17 protein-coding genes are annotated in these 14,567 nt (G+C 60.7%); 11 read left to right on the forward strand and 6 right to left on the reverse strand.

Annotated features, from left to right (window positions below):
• The first annotated feature begins 21 nt into the window (after positions 1–21).
• Together AC1DIJ_RS20150 and AC1DIJ_RS20155 are read left to right on the forward strand one after the other, a co-directional pair.
• Complete coding sequence (locus AC1DIJ_RS20150; RefSeq protein WP_112389563.1) at positions 22–258, forward strand: type II toxin-antitoxin system Phd/YefM family antitoxin; 237 nt, start codon at positions 22–24, stop codon at positions 256–258.
• On the forward strand, positions 234–662 hold the full coding sequence (locus tag AC1DIJ_RS20155) for a type II toxin-antitoxin system VapC family toxin (RefSeq protein WP_477831527.1): 429 nt from the start codon (positions 234–236) through the stop codon (positions 660–662). The genes AC1DIJ_RS20150 and AC1DIJ_RS20155 overlap by 25 nt, the downstream gene beginning before the upstream one ends.
• On the opposite strand, the gene AC1DIJ_RS20160 is transcribed toward AC1DIJ_RS20155, so the two are convergent.
• From AC1DIJ_RS20160 to AC1DIJ_RS20170, 3 genes are all read right to left on the reverse strand, one after another.
• On the reverse strand, positions 663–1,832 hold the full coding sequence (locus tag AC1DIJ_RS20160) for an alpha-D-ribose 1-methylphosphonate 5-triphosphate diphosphatase (protein ID WP_112389562.1): 1,170 nt from the start codon (positions 1,830–1,832) through the stop codon (positions 663–665).
• 99 nt (positions 1,833–1,931) lie between these two features.
• Entirely contained in the window at positions 1,932–2,525 is a 594-nt protein-coding gene (locus AC1DIJ_RS20165) for an NUDIX domain-containing protein (protein WP_112389561.1), read from the reverse strand.
• Entirely contained in the window at positions 2,522–4,645 is a 2,124-nt protein-coding gene (locus AC1DIJ_RS20170) for a molybdopterin oxidoreductase family protein (RefSeq protein WP_112389739.1), read from the reverse strand. The genes AC1DIJ_RS20165 and AC1DIJ_RS20170 overlap by 4 nt, the downstream gene beginning before the upstream one ends.
• Positions 4,646–4,728: 83 nt before the next feature.
• On the opposite strand from AC1DIJ_RS20170, the gene AC1DIJ_RS20175 reads away from it, so the two are divergent.
• Positions 4,729–5,598 carry a 23S rRNA (adenine(2030)-N(6))-methyltransferase RlmJ gene (locus tag AC1DIJ_RS20175; RefSeq protein ID WP_112389560.1) on the forward strand — a complete coding sequence of 290 codons (870 nt, stop codon included), beginning with the start codon at positions 4,729–4,731 and terminating at the stop codon, positions 5,596–5,598.
• A gap of 57 nt (positions 5,599–5,655) precedes the next feature.
• A complete protein-coding gene (locus tag AC1DIJ_RS20180; RefSeq protein WP_112389559.1) occupies positions 5,656–6,249 on the forward strand; it encodes a glutathione S-transferase in 594 nt (197 codons plus the stop codon).
• A 57-nt stretch (positions 6,250–6,306) separates the two neighbouring features.
• Here the strand turns inward: AC1DIJ_RS20180 and AC1DIJ_RS20185 are convergent, their stop codons facing one another.
• Positions 6,307–6,942 (reverse strand): outer membrane protein, encoded by a 636-nt coding sequence (locus AC1DIJ_RS20185; RefSeq protein WP_112389558.1) that lies wholly within the window; start codon positions 6,940–6,942, stop codon positions 6,307–6,309.
• A gap of 364 nt (positions 6,943–7,306) precedes the next feature.
• On the opposite strand from AC1DIJ_RS20185, the gene AC1DIJ_RS20190 reads away from it, so the two are divergent.
• The 5 genes from AC1DIJ_RS20190 to AC1DIJ_RS20210 all read left to right on the forward strand — a co-directional run bounded on the left by AC1DIJ_RS20190 (position 7,307) and on the right by AC1DIJ_RS20210 (position 11,767).
• Positions 7,307–8,074, forward strand: coding sequence for an SDR family oxidoreductase (locus AC1DIJ_RS20190; protein ID WP_112389557.1), 768 nt, complete (start codon positions 7,307–7,309; stop codon positions 8,072–8,074).
• Complete coding sequence (gene uvrC, locus AC1DIJ_RS20195) at positions 8,071–10,113, forward strand: excinuclease ABC subunit UvrC (protein ID WP_112389556.1); 2,043 nt, start codon at positions 8,071–8,073, stop codon at positions 10,111–10,113. Before AC1DIJ_RS20190 ends, uvrC begins: the two co-directional genes overlap by 4 nt.
• A gap of 110 nt (positions 10,114–10,223) precedes the next feature.
• Positions 10,224–10,811, forward strand: coding sequence for a CDP-diacylglycerol--glycerol-3-phosphate 3-phosphatidyltransferase (pgsA, locus tag AC1DIJ_RS20200; RefSeq protein ID WP_112389555.1), 588 nt, complete (start codon positions 10,224–10,226; stop codon positions 10,809–10,811).
• Complete coding sequence (gene moaD, locus AC1DIJ_RS20205) at positions 10,811–11,065, forward strand: molybdopterin converting factor subunit 1 (protein ID WP_112389554.1); 255 nt, start codon at positions 10,811–10,813, stop codon at positions 11,063–11,065. The genes pgsA and moaD overlap by 1 nt, the downstream gene beginning before the upstream one ends.
• Positions 11,066–11,305: 240 nt before the next feature.
• Positions 11,306–11,767: a molybdenum cofactor biosynthesis protein MoaE gene (locus tag AC1DIJ_RS20210; RefSeq protein ID WP_112389553.1), complete on the forward strand. Its 462-nt coding sequence runs from the start codon at positions 11,306–11,308 to the stop codon at positions 11,765–11,767.
• Between the two features lie 359 nt (positions 11,768–12,126).
• On the opposite strand, the gene AC1DIJ_RS20215 is transcribed toward AC1DIJ_RS20210, so the two are convergent.
• Positions 12,127–12,261, reverse strand: a complete 135-nt coding sequence (locus AC1DIJ_RS20215) for a hypothetical protein (protein ID WP_477831528.1) — start codon at positions 12,259–12,261, stop codon at positions 12,127–12,129.
• Between the two features lie 113 nt (positions 12,262–12,374).
• The gene (locus tag AC1DIJ_RS20220; protein ID WP_112389552.1) at positions 12,375–13,271 is read right to left on the reverse strand and encodes a branched-chain amino acid ABC transporter permease; all 897 of its coding nucleotides are present in this window, start codon (positions 13,269–13,271) and stop codon (positions 12,375–12,377) included.
• 67 nt (positions 13,272–13,338) lie between these two features.
• Here AC1DIJ_RS20220 and AC1DIJ_RS20225 point away from each other — a divergent pair, with 67 nt between their 5' ends.
• Together AC1DIJ_RS20225 and AC1DIJ_RS20230 are read left to right on the forward strand one after the other, a co-directional pair.
• Positions 13,339–13,884: a CGNR zinc finger domain-containing protein gene (locus AC1DIJ_RS20225; RefSeq protein ID WP_112389738.1), complete on the forward strand. Its 546-nt coding sequence runs from the start codon at positions 13,339–13,341 to the stop codon at positions 13,882–13,884.
• Positions 13,881–14,390, forward strand: coding sequence for a hypothetical protein (locus AC1DIJ_RS20230; RefSeq protein WP_112389551.1), 510 nt, complete (start codon positions 13,881–13,883; stop codon positions 14,388–14,390). The genes AC1DIJ_RS20225 and AC1DIJ_RS20230 overlap by 4 nt, the downstream gene beginning before the upstream one ends.
• Positions 14,391–14,567 lie beyond the last annotated feature (177 nt).

Here is a 14,567-nt window from a genome sequence, read left to right on the forward strand (position 1 = left end):
CGCTATCGATGGAGCACGCGCATGACGATAACCGTCAGCATAGATGATACAACGCTCGCTGAGCTTCTTGCCATGGTCGAAGCGGGCGAGGAGATTGTCATCGTTCGCGACGGGATGCCGGTGGCCAAGATGGCTGCGGTCGTTGCGGATGGCGAGAAGCGCAGGCAAGCGATAGAGGCCATCCGTGCCTTCCGGAAGACAATGCCTGCCATCACGCAGGAGGAAATTGCGGAATGGAAGGCGACCGGCCGGCGATGACGGCCAAATTCGTCGTCGATTCCTCTGTTGTCTGCAGCTGGGTTCTCCCAGACGAAAGCTCATCGGTCGCGGCTGCCGCGTTCGTTCACCTTCAAACCTCTGATGCCATTGCTCCCGACTTGCTGTGGCATGAAGTGCGCAATGTCCTGATGATGGCCAGAAAGCGCAATCGGATCGACTTCGACAAGGCTTGTGAGGGTGTGAAACTCTTGCGTGGACTGAGCATCTTCACGCGGCGCTCGTCGAGCGACGACATGATTCTCGACCTAGCAGAGCGGCATCAGCTCACCGCCTACGACGCGGCCTATCTGGCGTTGGCAATCGAATCCAAGCTACCGCTCGCCACACTGGACAAGCAATTGATCGCAGCGGCAGCGCGCGAAGGCGTGCCGCTGCTTTCATGATTAGGCCGCGATCGCCTGAAGCGGATGCAGCGTCCCGTCGCTATAGACGAACCGCCCCGCCCGGAACGTGGCGCGAATGCGGTGCACGTCGCCCTTCTCGACCGCCACGAGATCGGCGCGTTGGCCGATGGCGATCTCGCCGCGATCCAGGAGGCCCGCAGAACGCGCTGCGTTCGACGTTGCCATGGCAACGGCTGCCGGCAAATTGCCTTCCATCGCGTCGGCGATCTTGAAGATGCCGGGGACGAATGCGGCCGGGTGGTAATCGGCAGCGATAACGGACAAGAGGCCGGCGCTTGCGGCGTCAAGCGCGCTCAGATTGCCGGACATCGACTGACCGCGGAGCGCGTTCGGCGCGCCCATCAGCGTCCACAGGCCACGACGGCGGGCTTCCTCGGCGGCATCGAGCGTCACCGGGAATTCGCTGATCGTCACGCCGAGATCATGCATTTCGGCCACCTTGGCGGCGCTGTCGTCGTCGTGCGAGGCCAGCGACAGCTTGTGGCGCAGCGACAGCGCGACGATCTCGCGCAGCTTGACGTCGATTGTCGGATCCTCGCGCATGGCGATGCGCTTCTGGACGACTTCGAGCGCCATCTCTCTGGTGATGGCGCGGCGCTCCGACATGCTGGTGACGTAGGCTTCGATATTGTTGTATTGCCCCTGCCCCGGCGTGTGGTCAGTCAGCGACACCATATCGACCTGATCGGCGGCGAGCAGCTTCTCCAGCGCCGGAGCAGCGCCGACATTGGTGATCTCGTAGCGGGCGTGAACCTTGTGGTCGATCAGCAGCGAATTGCGCAGCCGGTTGATGCCTTCGATGACGGCGGAGGTCGTTTCCAGCGAACGGACGTGGCCGTAGACACTTTCGGTGGCAAAGGAGATCGCCGCATAGGCCGTGGTGACGCCGGCGGCTGCGAGCTTCTTGTCGAGCTCATGGATACCGAAATCGATCGGCATCATCGCGTTCGGGCGCGGCGCGATCTCGCGCTCGATCATGTCGCCATGCAGATCGACGAAACCCGGCATCAGAAACCGTCCGCCACCATCGATGGCAGCACCCGCGACAGCCTCGTCGCGAATTTCGGCGATGACGCCATCCTCGACCCGCACCGAGCCTTGGCTGATGATTTCACCGGGAAGGACGAGCGTGAAATTACTGAGCCACATGGTTTTCTCCTGATTGGGGCAAGGCGGGGACAAACCGCAGCGCATAGGCCGGATTCGTGACAGGCGGATGAAACGCCGGAGCGCGCCATTATTTTCCGGCTAACGCCACGTCTCTCTGTTCATCGCTGCCCACTGCAGCAGGATGATGGTCTTCATATCCAGAATTTCGCCGCTTCCGATCATAACAAGCGCGTCATCGAGCGGGATTTCCAGCACTTCGATATCTTCATGCTCCTCCGCCAGCCCGCCGCCATCGGAAACGCGATCCGACGTGTCGATCTCGGCGGCGAAGAAGTGCACCACTTCGCTGTTGGAACCGGGCGAACTATAGGCCTTGAACAGGAACCGGATATCGCGGACCTGAAAGCCGGTCTCTTCCATCGCTTCGCGGCGGATCGCGGCTTCCGGTTCGTCGCCATCCAGCAGCCCGGCCGGGGTTTCGAACAGGAAGGACGCCTCGCCGTGGAGGTCCGGCGGCAATCGGTATTGGCGCACGAGCACGACGGTGCCGCGTTTGGGATCATGGAGCAGGATCGTTGCGGCGGGCGTGCGGTGATAGACCTCGCGGTCGAGGCGGTGGGTGATGCCGTCCGAATCCGTGTAATCGATCTTGTAGGCGCTGAGCTTGGTCCAGCCCCTGGAGAGCACGGTTTCGCTGACGATTTTCGCGCCAGCCTTCTCGAATTTCGTCATGCGGCGTCCTTGCGTAGCCAGACCTTGTTGTCGTGGACGGCAGCACCGCCATAGGGCGCAACAGGATCGGCGCCGGTGAGCACATTGATGCCCTCGCCATCGACATGTGCCTTGTTCGGCCACAGTCCCTCGGCGATCAGAACGCCGGGCTTCACTTCCTCGGTGACCTTCACGTGGATACGCAGGTCGCCTCTGGTGTTGCCGATACGGACGAGATCACCGGCTTCCAAGCCATGTGCCAGCGCATCCTCAGGATTGACCATCAGTTCCGGGCGTCCCTCCTTCTGCCGCGAGGTCTTGGTCTCGGCGAAGCTCGAATTCAGGAAGTTGCGGGCCGGAGAGGTGGCGAGCCGGAACGGATGCTCAGCGTCGGCCAGTTCGATGACATCGACCTGATCCGGAAATTGCGGCAGCTCCTCGTGCGGGCCAAGGGCGCCGACGGCTGCGGGCGGCTTGTTCGGTGCGGCGCCGTTTACCCAGTCCGGACGGAAATGGAACTTGCCGTCGGCATGGGCGAAACCATTCAGGAAATGCGCGTCGTCGAAATCCGGCTGGCGGTCGAACCACTTGTGTTCGAGGAAATAGTCGTAATCGGGAAGATTGCTGTCCTTCAGGACGCGATCCACCATGTCACGCGCCGTGAAGCCGAAGCCCGGGCGATCGGAGACGCCGAGGCGCTTTGCCAGCTCCTCGATGACGAAGAGGTTGCTGCGCACGGTTTCCGGCGGCTCGACCAGCTTGGGGCCGAGCAGGATGTGGTTCTGGCCGCCGGCGCGGTAGATATCGTCATGCTCGACGAACATCGTGGCGGGGATGACGATATCGGCCGTCTCGGCGGTATCGGTCATGAACTGCTCGTGGACGGCAACAAAGAGATCGTCGCGGGCAAAGCCCTGCTTCACGAGGCGCTGTTCGGGGGCAATATTCACGGGATTGGTGTTCTGGATCAGCATCGCGGTCACCGGGCCGCGATGGCGGAGCGCCACGGCATCGCCGGTCAGCGCCCGGCCGATCTGCGACTGGTCGATCATGCGGATATCCGCATCCTTCATCGACTTGCCGGTCAGTTCTGCATTGTTCATGCGGAAGATATCGCTGTTCGAATGGAAGGCGCCGCCGCCCTCATATTGCCAGGAGCCGAGCACGGTGGCGATCGAGGCCGCCGCATGCATGGCGACCGCGCCGTTGCGCTGGCGAGTAAAGCCGTAGCCGAGGCGGAAGAAGGTCTTCGTGGTCTGGCCGACGAGGGCTGCGAACGCCTCGATCTCGCCGATGGAGAGACCAGTGATCGCAGCCGCCCATTCCGGAGTCTTGGTCTTCAGATGCGCTTCGAGACCGGCGGGATCGTCGGCGAATTTCGCCATATAGGCCCGGTCGGCATAGCCGTCGCGGAAGGCGACATGCATGACGGCGCAGGCGAGTGCGGCATCGGTGCCGGGCCTGACGATCAGCGCCATATCGGCCTGCTTCATCGTCGGGTTGTCGTAGATATCGACGACGACGATCTTGGCGCCGCGTTCCTTGCGCGACTTGATGGCGTGGGTCATAACGTTGACCTGCGTCGCAACCGCATTCGTCCCCCAGATGACGACGCAATCGGTGCGGGCCATCTCGCGGGGATCCGGGCCGCGCAGCGTACCGGTCGCCATGGTAAAGCCGGTCCAGGCGGGATTGGTGCAGATCGACGAGAAGAAGCCGGAATAGCGCTTGGCGTGGCGCAGGCGCTCGATCGAATCGCGCTGTACCCAGCCCATGGTCCCTGCATAGAAATAGGGCCAGACCGCTTCGCTGCCGTGCCTGGCTTCCGCCTTGACGAAGGCATTGGCAATTTCATCCAGCGCGTCGTCCCAGGAAATCTGCTGCCAGCTCCCCGCCCCCTTGGCGCCCTTGCGGCGCTGCGGGTGCATCAGCCTGTCGGGATGATAGAGACGCTCGGCATAGCGCGCCACCTTGGCGCAGATGACGCCCGAGGTGTAGCTGTGGTCGCCCGCGCCGCGCACGCGCCCAATCCGGCCGTCGTCGGTGATATCGACCTCCAGCGCGCAGGTGGATGGACAGTCGTGGGGACAGGCCGTGTGCCCGACCCGGGATTTGGCGTGAATGGGGGTCGCAATGTTCATGTGATTTCTATATGCCAACCGGAAAGCGGCCAAAAGCCGGAAAGTGCGCCGATCAGGCGAATTCATGACAGGCATCAGCAACGATGAACTACCGCCATATCTATCATGCGGGCAATTTTGCCGATGTGCTGAAACACGCCATTCAGGCCCGGCTGATCCGCTATCTGCAGAAGAAGGACGCCGCCTTCCGCGTGCTCGATACGCATGGCGGCATCGGTTTTTACGACCTGTCTTCCGAAGAGGCGCAGAAGACCGGCGAATGGCAGACCGGCATCGGCAAACTCATGGAAGCCGATCTGGATCCGCAGGTCGCCGAATTGCTGGAGCCTTATCTCTCGGCGGTTCGCGAGCTCAATCCTGACAGTGGTATCCGCTATTATCCCGGTTCGCCAAAGCTTTCGCGCATGCTGTTTCGGCCGCAGGACCGGTTGTCGGCGATGGAGCTGCATCCCGAGGATTTCGCGCGGCTGCACCGCCTCTTCGAGGGCGATCATCACGTTCGTATCACCGAGCTCGACGGCTGGCTGTCGCTCGGCGCGCATCTGCCGCCGAAGGAAAAGCGCGGCATGGTTCTGGTCGATCCGCCGTTCGAAGAGGATGGCGAATACGACCGGCTGGTCGATGGTCTGGTCAAGGGTTATCGGCGTTTTCCAGGCGGCACCTACTGCCTGTGGTACCCGCTGAAGAAGGGCGCGCCGGTCAAGGAATTCCACGAGGCACTGCAGGCGACCGGCATTCCGAAAATCCTCTGCGCCGAACTCAGCGTGCGCAGCGACCGCGGCATTACCGGGCTGACCGGCTCGGGGCTGATCATCGTCAATCCGCCCTTCACGCTGAAGGACGAGCTGCACCGCATGCTCCCTGCCCTCAAGGATATCATGGCTCAGGACCGCTATGCGTCGCACCGTGCCTTCTGGCTTCGCGGTGAAGAGAAGGCTGTCGCAAACGATTGACCATGACGGCAGCGTGCGGAATAGTCCGCCGCGCCAATGCATTTTCACAGGTGAAACATGAAGCTTCTCTGCGCCACGACATCGCCCTACTCCAGCAAGGTGCGCATGGCGGCGCATTATCTCGAGCTCGATGTCACCGAGATTCGCGTCGACACCAATGCCGGTCCGGCGATCCTCGTCGATAACAATCCGCTCGGAAAGATCCCGACGCTTTTGACCGACGATGGCACGTCGGTTTTCGACAGCATCGCCATCATGCACTATTTCCACCGGCTGAAGAAACGGAAGCTCTATCCGGAAAAGAACGGCAAGCGCACCGAGGCCGAGATCCTCGAAGCGCTCTGCGACGGCATCTGCGACTGCCTGCTGGCGATCGTCTATGAGCGCCGCTTCCGCGATGAGGAAAAAATCCACCAACCCTGGATCGACCGGCAGTGGAAGAAGGCCGTCAGCGGCCTGAACCATATCAGCGCCCATCCGCCGAAACTCGGCAAGAAGCTGCATGGCGGCCATTTCGCTCTTGCCGCGACGATCGGCTATCTCGATCTGCGCTTCAAGGGACAGTGGGAGGCCGATCACTCGGAACTGATCGGCTGGCTGCGGACATTCGAGAAGAAATTCCCCACCTATTCCGATTTCAAGCCGCAATAATCAGACACAAAAAAGCCGGGGCAAAACCCCGGCTTTTTCGTTGATCAGATGATCTGATTAGAACTTTACGCCGATACCGACCTTGACGCTCTGTTCGTCATAGCCGCGCGAAACGTTCGTGCCGCCCAGATTGTAGTCCTTGTCCTGGTAGTCGCTGAAGCGGTATTCGACGCGAGCCGTGATGTTGCTCGTGACGAAAGCTTCTGCACCAACGCCGACGGTGTAGCCGTAAGCCATCTTGCTATCAGAGTCGCCGAGACCGCTAACCTTGTTGTTGGTCGCAGCCAGACCGGCCGTGCCGTACAGCAGGAAGGGGTTCAGGTCGTAACCGACGCGGCCACGAACGGAGCCGTTGAAACGGTTCTTTTCGGTGATGCCGCCAGCCGAGTGATCAAGGCCGGAATAGCCGAGGTCGGCTTCAACACCGTAAACGATCTGGCCAGCCTGCCAGTTGTAGCCCGTGTACAGCTGACCGCCCATGGCGTAGCCGTTACGGCTGTTGTTGAAGTCACCCATGTTGTAGGTGCCTGCACCGCCGAGGTAGAAGCCTTCCCAGTTACCGGCCGGGGTAACCGGCTCGTTCTGGGCTACCGGAGCTTCCGGGACCTGGTCAACTGCATCGGCAGCGTTTGCAGCGGTGAACCCGGCTACGACGAAGGCAGAAGCCATCAGGCTAGCAATGAGTGTACGCATACTTGTCTCCTTTCAGTCCCGCGCTCTTCGTCAACTGTTTTACACCGAAGCATTCGCGAGCAATTACTAGATGTCCCTCTCGGATCGAGGGTGAAAGTGGAGCCCAATTGCGGATTTGAAAGAGCCAAATTGTGAAATGATTGTGGCGGCGGGGTGGCTGAAATTCGATGTTGCTATAGCGCAACAGACTATTTATTAACCATAACGAATGGTTAAATCATGAATACTTATTTTACCGATCTATATTCTCAAATAATACATAGAATATCGCCACCCACAGCGCAATCGCGGCACCCTATTTATCTAATGTGTACCCGCCCCTATATAGGAAGCACCTAGAATCACGGGTTAAGAAGGCAAGCTTTTGAGCGAGAAGAGACTTAGGGCAGCCCTGATAACAGGTGCAGCCAAAAGAATAGGACGCGCCATTGCCAAGGATTTGGCAGATAACGGCTTTTCGGTTGCCATCCATGCCAACGGCTCGCTCGCCGAGGCGGAGGAGTTTGCGGCGGAATTGCGGCAAAGCGGTCATCGGGCCGTTGCGGTCCAGGGCGACCTCACAAAAATAAATGAGACGGAAAAGCTGATTCAAAAGGCCTCCGACGCGCTTGGACCGCTCGATCTGCTCGTCAACAACGCCTCGATTTTCCACGAGGATTCGCTGCGGGCCTTCGATGCCGGGATATGGGAAGAGCATTTTGCCGTCCATCTCAGGGCGCCGTCGATTCTGGCTGCGAAATTCGCCGAGCAGCTGCCGCAGGCTGCCGATGGGCTGATCGTCAACATCATCGATCAGCGCGTCTGGGCGCTCCGGCCGAGCTTCTACTCCTATACGCTGTCGAAATCGGCGCTCTGGACGGCGACGCAAACCATGGCGCAGGCGCTGGCGCCGCGCATCCGGGTCAATGCCATCGGCCCCGGGCCGTCGATTCCAAGCGAGCGGCAACGGCAAGAAGACTTCCAAGCGCAGGTCGCAGCCCTTATCTTGAAGAGAGGTCCTGAACTGGAGGAATTCGGACGGACGATTCGTTTTCTGTTCGAAACGCCCTCGGTCACAGGCCAGATGATTGCACTCGACGGCGGCCAGCATCTCGCGTGGCAGACGCCGGATGTGCTGGAGATCAAGGAATGAATGCCAAGAAGCTGCCGGATGGCGGTGTTCTTTATGATGAAGCCGACGAGAACGAAGACGATATCGAGGTGGAAGGTGAACCTTCCGCCTCGCCGATTTCGGCCGGGATCGACTGGAACGAGGGCGGGATCAACGAAACCGGCCTGATCGGCCAGGAGCTGATCGGCGAATTCGTCAAGCGGCTGCCGAACAGCCCGGGCGTCTATCGCATGTTCAATGCCGATGGCGACGTGCTCTATGTCGGCAAGGCGCGAAGCCTGAAGAAGCGCGTCAGCAACTATGCGATGGGGCGCGTCCACTCGAACCGCATCGCCCAGATGGTCCGCCAGACGGCCCACATGGAATTCGTCACCACCCGCACGGAAATCGAGGCGCTGCTTCTCGAAGCGAATCTGATCAAGCGCCTGCGGCCGCGCTTTAATGTGCTGCTGCGCGACGACAAGTCGTTTCCCTATATCCTGATCACTGGAGATCACCGAGCACCGGCCATCTTCAAGCATCGCGGCGCGCGTGCCCGCAAGGGCGAGTATTTCGGACCCTTTGCATCTGCTGGCGCCGTCGGCCGCACGATCAATTCGCTGCAGCGCGCCTTCCTGATCCGCACCTGTACGGACAGCGTCTTCGAGACGCGCACCCGCCCCTGTCTTCTCTACCAGATCAAGCGCTGTTCGGGGCCATGTACCCACGAGGTCAGCGATGCCGGCTATGGTGAATTGGTGCAGGAGGCGAAGGACTTTCTGTCCGGCAAGAGCCAGAAGGTGAAGGCGCATATGGCGGAAGCGATGAATGCCGCCGCCGAGGATCTCGATTTCGAGCGCGCCGCCGTCTATCGCGATCGCCTCGCCTCGCTGTCGCATGTTTCCAGCCATCAGGGCATCAATCCTGCCGGTGTCGAAGAGGCCGATGTCTTCGCGATCCACCACGAAGGTGGGATTTCCTGTATTCAGGTGTTCTTCTTCCGCACCGGACAGAACTGGGGCAACCGCGCCTATTTCCCGAAAGCCGACCCGCAGCTGACGAGCGCCGAAGTGTTGAGTGCCTTCCTGGCGCAGTTCTACGACGACAAGCCGGTACCGAAGCAGATCATGCTGTCGGAAACGGTGGAGGAGATGGAGCTGCTGTCGGCCGCCCTCGGCGAGAAGGCCGGGCACAAAGTCTCGATCCTCGTGCCGCAGCGTGGCGAGAAGCGCGACCTGGTCGATCACGTCGTCGGTAATGCCCGCGAGGCGCATGGCCGCAAGCTCGCCGAAACCGCATCGCAGTCACGGCTACTCGACGGTTTCAAGACCACCTTCAACCTTCCCTATGTGCCGCAACGCGTCGAGATTTACGACAACTCGCATATCATGGGCACCAATGCGGTGGGCGGCATGGTGGTCGCGGGGCCTGAGGGCTTCGTGAAGAACCAGTACCGGAAATTCAACATCAAATCGACCGACATCACCCCCGGCGACGACTTCGGGATGATGAAGGAAGTGATGACCCGGCGCTTCCAGCGGCTGATCAAGGAAGAAGGCATTCCTGATCGTTCGCAGCCCGCTGCTGCCGGCATCGACGCCGCCGACATGCCCTTCCCTGCCTGGCCCGACGTCATCCTCATCGACGGCGGCCAAGGGCAGATGACGGCTGTCAGGGCGATCCTCGAAGAACTCGGCATCACCGACAGCGTCATCGCCATCGGCGTCGCCAAGGGTGTCGACCGCGAAGCAGGGCGCGAACGCTTCTTTCCGCCGGGCAAGGAAAGCTTCTCGCTGCCGCCGCGCGATCCGGTGCTCTATTTCATCCAGCGCATGCGCGACGAGGCGCACCGCTTCGCGATCGGCTCGCACCGGGCGCGGCGCAAGAAGGAAATGGTCAAGAACCCGCTCGACGAGATCGGCGGCATCGGCCCGTCGCGCAAGCGCGCGCTGCTGCAGCATTTCGGCACGGCCAAGGCCGTCTCGCGCGCCGCGCTTTCGGATCTGATGGCGGTCGAGGGTATTTCGGAGGCGGTCGCCAAGGTGGTCTACAATCATTTTCACGACGACGCCGCGAAATAGGCTGTCACGGTCGCAAATTCCACGCAAAGGACAGCGAAAACCAGAAAGAATGTTGACGGTCGAGGGCCAAAGCCGTCATCTACGGGCACATCATTTCAGAGAACAGATTCATGGCATCGCGCGCATACAATATCCCGAACCTGCTGACCTACGGACGCATTCTTGCGGTGCCGCTGATCGTCATCTGCTTCTTCGTCGAGGGACGGCTGCAGAGCTCGGATCTCGCCCGCTGGGTCGCCTTCTGGATCTTCGTCATCGCCTCGGTCACCGACTTTCTCGATGGCTATCTGGCGCGCATCTGGAACCAGACTTCGAATATCGGCCGCATGCTCGATCCGATCGCCGACAAGCTGCTGGTCGCCTCGATCCTGCTGCTGGTTGCCGCTGATGGCACGATTGCCGGCTGGTCGATCTGGGCGGCGATCATCATTCTCTGCCGCGAAATCCTGGTCTCCGGGCTGCGCGAATATCTGGCGGCGCTGAAGGTCAGCGTTCCCGTGACGCGGATCGCCAAGTGGAAGACGACGCTGCAGCTGGTCGCCATCGCCTTCCTGCTGGCAGGCCCGGCCGGTGACGCCGTGCTGCCCTACACGACGCAGATCGGCATCGGCCTGCTCTGGGTCGCGGCAATCCTGACGATCTATACCGGCTACGACTATTTCCGCGCCGGCCTGAAGCATATCGTGGACGAAGAGTGATGACGCGTCTCGTCTATTTCGCCTGGGTGCGCGAGCGGATCGGCAAGAGCGAGGAGGAGATCGATCTCCCCGCCTTCGTCGTCACCGTCGCCGATCTTCTGAGTCATCTGAAGGGCTTGGGCGAAGAGTATGAGACCGCGCTTCAATATGAAAACGTTATCCGCGTGGCGCTCGATCAGGAGCATGTGGAGCACGACGAACCGATCGGCACGCCCCGCGAGATCGGGATCTTTCCGCCGATGACGGGTGGGTGAGAAGCGACGACTGCTCGCACCCGGAAAGCTGATGATGGGCAGGATCGCACACCCCAATCTCCCCCTCATTCCTGTGCTTGTCACAGGAATCCAGTGCGCCCAAGTCCTTGGGCGCGAGAGACATTTGTCTTCATTCGGAGTCATTCACCGCGCAGACGCGCGGTGGCTGGATTCCTGTGACAAGCACAGGAATGAGGGAGAATCTGGCGAGCCCAGCGGATCAAGGCGAGAACTGCACCAATGACCACCTCCCCCACCATCCGCGTCCAGCGCGAAGACTTTGACCTGCAGCGCGAGCTCAACCTGCTCTCCAAGGGCAACCCCGGCATCGGCGCCATCGTCACCTTCACCGGCCTCTGCCGCGACGAAGGCGGGACGCTGGACGCGCTGGAGCTGGAACATTACCCCGGCATGGCCGAAGCCGAGATGACGCGGATTGCCAATCTCGCGATCGAGCGTTTCAATCTCAACGGCCTGACCGCCATCCACCGCTTCGGCAAGATCGCCGCCGGCGAAAACATTGTCCTCGTCATCGCCGCAGCCCCGCATCGCCAAGCCGCCTTCGACGGTGCGAACTTCGTCATGGATTACCTGAAAACGTCAGCGCCCTTCTGGAAGAAGGAGTATGGCAAGGACGGCAAGACCGGCGAATGGATCGAGTCCAAACGCAGCGACGATGTCGCCCGCGACAAGTGGAAGTGAGTCCAGCTGTTGAAACCCTGTGAATGACTTGTGGATAATCGGTTATTCACAGGATTGTTCGCGTGACATCGCTCAAGAATCGATCTTGCGCACATACCATATCTATGCGATTAATTGCCGCAGGCACTACATGTAGGTCAACAAAGCCTTCGTCGCAGTGCAGCATTGTAAATTCGAGCTTATCCACGGCGATGCAAATTGCGAATCGTCGTTGACCGTAAAAATAAGCGGGGAGAATATGGAATTGGGTGAATCGAGTTCCAGCTCGATTCACCCACAGAACACAAAAGCGGTCCCGCCGCCTCTTTGTTCGAGTGCTTTTGACAGCCTCGACATGCTGTTCTTTTGCGACTGAAAAGTCAACCGGCGGGAGAAAGGAGAATAGCGATGTCGATCGGAACTACAGCAAGCACCGGCCAGAAATGCCCGGAAAGCGGCGTGTGGAAAGTCACCAGCACTCCCACCACAACCGCTCCTATTGCCAAAGGCAACATGATGCCTCCCTACGCCGGCCGAGCAGTGACTTGGATGCTAATCCAAGCCGCATAGCCATATGCGTCTGAAATCGCAACCGGCTCACGGGCCGGTTGCAGTTAGAAACTGAAAGTCAAGGTATCGCCCGCTCGCGCCTGCTCATGACCAGCAGGAAGACCAGCAGCGAAAAGACGACGAAGTCGCGCCAGAGGAACGGGCCGTAGGCGGTCCAGAGAGTTTCGGCAAAGCCGATGCCTGCCGCCCCGCCCGCCGATTTCAACGGATCGGAATAGCCGCCTGCAGCCGAAATCATCAGCACCTTTAGGCCGAACAGCAGGCCGGCGCCGAAATCCATCGAGCCGTAATAGAAGGTGGTGAGGATGCCGCAGACCGTCGCCACGAAGGCAGCGGCGACATAAGCGACGAGGAATACCTTGCTGGCGCTGGTGCCGCAGAGTTCTGCGGCCATGGGATCGTCGGTGACAGCCCGCCAGATGCGCCCGAGCGATGTGCGGCGCAGGATCAGCGTTCCCACCCCAATCAATAGGATCATCAATCCCGTATTGAGCAGCTGGATATAGGTCAGCGTCACCTTGAAAGCGGCATCGCTCCAGAACACCACAGTGCCGTTCAGCAGCGGCGGCAGCCAGATCTCGCGGGTCTCCGACGCCAGCCTTGCGGTCTCCATCAACAGGATGGTGACGCCGAGTGCGGCGACGATCACGGTGTTGGCGGAACGGCGCACCAGAGGCTGCATGATGCTGCGGCCGATCCAGAAGCCCGTCAGCAGCGAATAGACGAAGGACATGGCAACGCCGATCGCCAGCGCCGCGGGCAGGATCAGCCACAGGCGGTTATAGGCGAAGTCGGTAAACAGCAGCAGCATCTGCCCGGCAAAGGCGAACATCGCCCCATAGGTGATGTCGGCTCGCTTGGTGACGCCGAAGGCGATCGCATAGCCGAAGGCCAGCGCGGCGTAGAGTGCCGCAAGAGGCACCGCATTCGCCAGCTGCTGCAGAAGATAGGCCATTCCAGTCCTCCGGATTTCCGGTAAAATAATAACTGGCAAAATGGCTTTTACCAGTTATATTTTCATCATGAGCTTCACCTGGACCCAACACCGCTTTTCCGGAGGCGCGCTCGCGCTTGATGTCGCCAACAGCGTGATCCTGCGCCATGACGCCGGGCAGAGCATCGATCGCTTCGCAACACCCGATCAACTCGACAGCTTTCCGGCCGCGGCGGCGGCGTTTTGCGCCGAGCGGGCTCTGTTCGGTGATATGATGCCGGTCAAAGCAGCGAACCGCCCGGCCTTTCTCAGCCTGCGCGAGGCTACCGACCGCTATTTTCGCAGCCGCGTGGCCGGTGAGGATGATGGTGGCCTTCTGGCCGATCTGCTTGAGCGGATTGCCGCCGCATTGCGCGGGGCTGCGCCGGGCGGGCTCGACGCGGCGACGGCGCATTCGGCGCTGCGGCTGATCGCCATGCCTGATCCCGAGAGAATGAAGATCTGCCGCAACTGCCGCTGGCTGTTCATCGACCGCAGCAAGAACAGAAGCCGTGCCTGGTGCGACATGACCGTCTGCGGCAACCGGGCGAAGGCCAGCCGCCACTACCGGCGCAAGAAGGAGGAGACGCCATGAAGATCAACGCGATTGCCGCGCTCGGCCTTTCGGCCCTGCTGATCGCAGGCTGCCAGCGCGAGATGGAGAAGATGGTCGAGGTATCCGGCCACATCTTCGTCTTCAACTACCGCGTGGCGACCGCCACCTATCTGGTGACGCTGCGCAAGACCTCGCCGATCCCGGATGGGACGGTGGCGATTGCTGAATTCGAGGACCCGGCGGGCGGCGATCCGATCGTGCTGCAGGAAAAGATCTTTCCCGCCTGGGACAAGATCACGCTGCAGAGCCCTGCAATCCATTGCGTGCGCAAGGACAAACCTTACGGGGCAAAGATCAAGCTGGTGGCCGCCGATGGCAAGACGCTGCAGGAACTGCAGACGCAGTTCGTCTCCGATGTCGATCAGGCGGCTATGCTACCCAGCAAGCCGCTGGTGGTCGGGCCGTTCTACACGAAGAACCCGGAGGTGTTTAAGGCCGATGGGACTGTGGATTATTCGAATACGGACAAGTGCCCGGCGGTTTGAGAGCTACATCCAACATTGCGCCCGCGGCCCCCCTCATCCGCCCTTCGGGCACCTTTGTAACTTCCCTTTATCCGCTATCGAGGCTGTAATGCCGATCGCGGTGGCGGATGGAAGACCGACGCACCTTTGGGACACCAAGCCCGTGGGAGAGCCTGGGTCTCCGTCCGCCGTTCCATT

It is taken from the genome of Rhizobium sp. 10N427, from assembly GCF_056394605.1.

What these genes read in the sequence shown, in the direction of transcription:
- uvrC (WP_112389556.1), top strand. Translation starts at nt 8,071, where the DNA reads ATGAATGCCAAGAAGCTGCCGGATGGCGGTGTTCTTTATGATGAAGCC.
- AC1DIJ_RS20150 (WP_112389563.1), top strand. Translation starts at nt 22, where the DNA reads ATGACGATAACCGTCAGCATAGATGATACAACGCTCGCTGAGCTTCTT.
- moaD (WP_112389554.1), top strand. Translation starts at nt 10,811, where the DNA reads ATGACGCGTCTCGTCTATTTCGCCTGGGTGCGCGAGCGGATCGGCAAG.
- AC1DIJ_RS20185 (WP_112389558.1), bottom strand. Translation starts at nt 6,942, where the DNA reads ATGCGTACACTCATTGCTAGCCTGATGGCTTCTGCCTTCGTCGTAGCC.
- AC1DIJ_RS20165 (WP_112389561.1), bottom strand. Translation starts at nt 2,525, where the DNA reads ATGACGAAATTCGAGAAGGCTGGCGCGAAAATCGTCAGCGAAACCGTG.
- AC1DIJ_RS20220 (WP_112389552.1), bottom strand. Translation starts at nt 13,271, where the DNA reads ATGGCCTATCTTCTGCAGCAGCTGGCGAATGCGGTGCCTCTTGCGGCA.
- AC1DIJ_RS20225 (WP_112389738.1), top strand. Translation starts at nt 13,339, where the DNA reads ATGAGCTTCACCTGGACCCAACACCGCTTTTCCGGAGGCGCGCTCGCG.
- AC1DIJ_RS20170 (WP_112389739.1), bottom strand. Translation starts at nt 4,645, where the DNA reads ATGAACATTGCGACCCCCATTCACGCCAAATCCCGGGTCGGGCACACG.
- AC1DIJ_RS20155 (WP_477831527.1), top strand. Translation starts at nt 234, where the DNA reads ATGGAAGGCGACCGGCCGGCGATGACGGCCAAATTCGTCGTCGATTCC.
- pgsA (WP_112389555.1), top strand. Translation starts at nt 10,224, where the DNA reads ATGGCATCGCGCGCATACAATATCCCGAACCTGCTGACCTACGGACGC.
- AC1DIJ_RS20210 (WP_112389553.1), top strand. Translation starts at nt 11,306, where the DNA reads ATGACCACCTCCCCCACCATCCGCGTCCAGCGCGAAGACTTTGACCTG.
- AC1DIJ_RS20180 (WP_112389559.1), top strand. Translation starts at nt 5,656, where the DNA reads ATGAAGCTTCTCTGCGCCACGACATCGCCCTACTCCAGCAAGGTGCGC.
- AC1DIJ_RS20160 (WP_112389562.1), bottom strand. Translation starts at nt 1,832, where the DNA reads ATGTGGCTCAGTAATTTCACGCTCGTCCTTCCCGGTGAAATCATCAGC.
- AC1DIJ_RS20230 (WP_112389551.1), top strand. Translation starts at nt 13,881, where the DNA reads ATGAAGATCAACGCGATTGCCGCGCTCGGCCTTTCGGCCCTGCTGATC.
- AC1DIJ_RS20215 (WP_477831528.1), bottom strand. Translation starts at nt 12,261, where the DNA reads ATGTTGCCTTTGGCAATAGGAGCGGTTGTGGTGGGAGTGCTGGTGACT.
- AC1DIJ_RS20175 (WP_112389560.1), top strand. Translation starts at nt 4,729, where the DNA reads ATGAACTACCGCCATATCTATCATGCGGGCAATTTTGCCGATGTGCTG.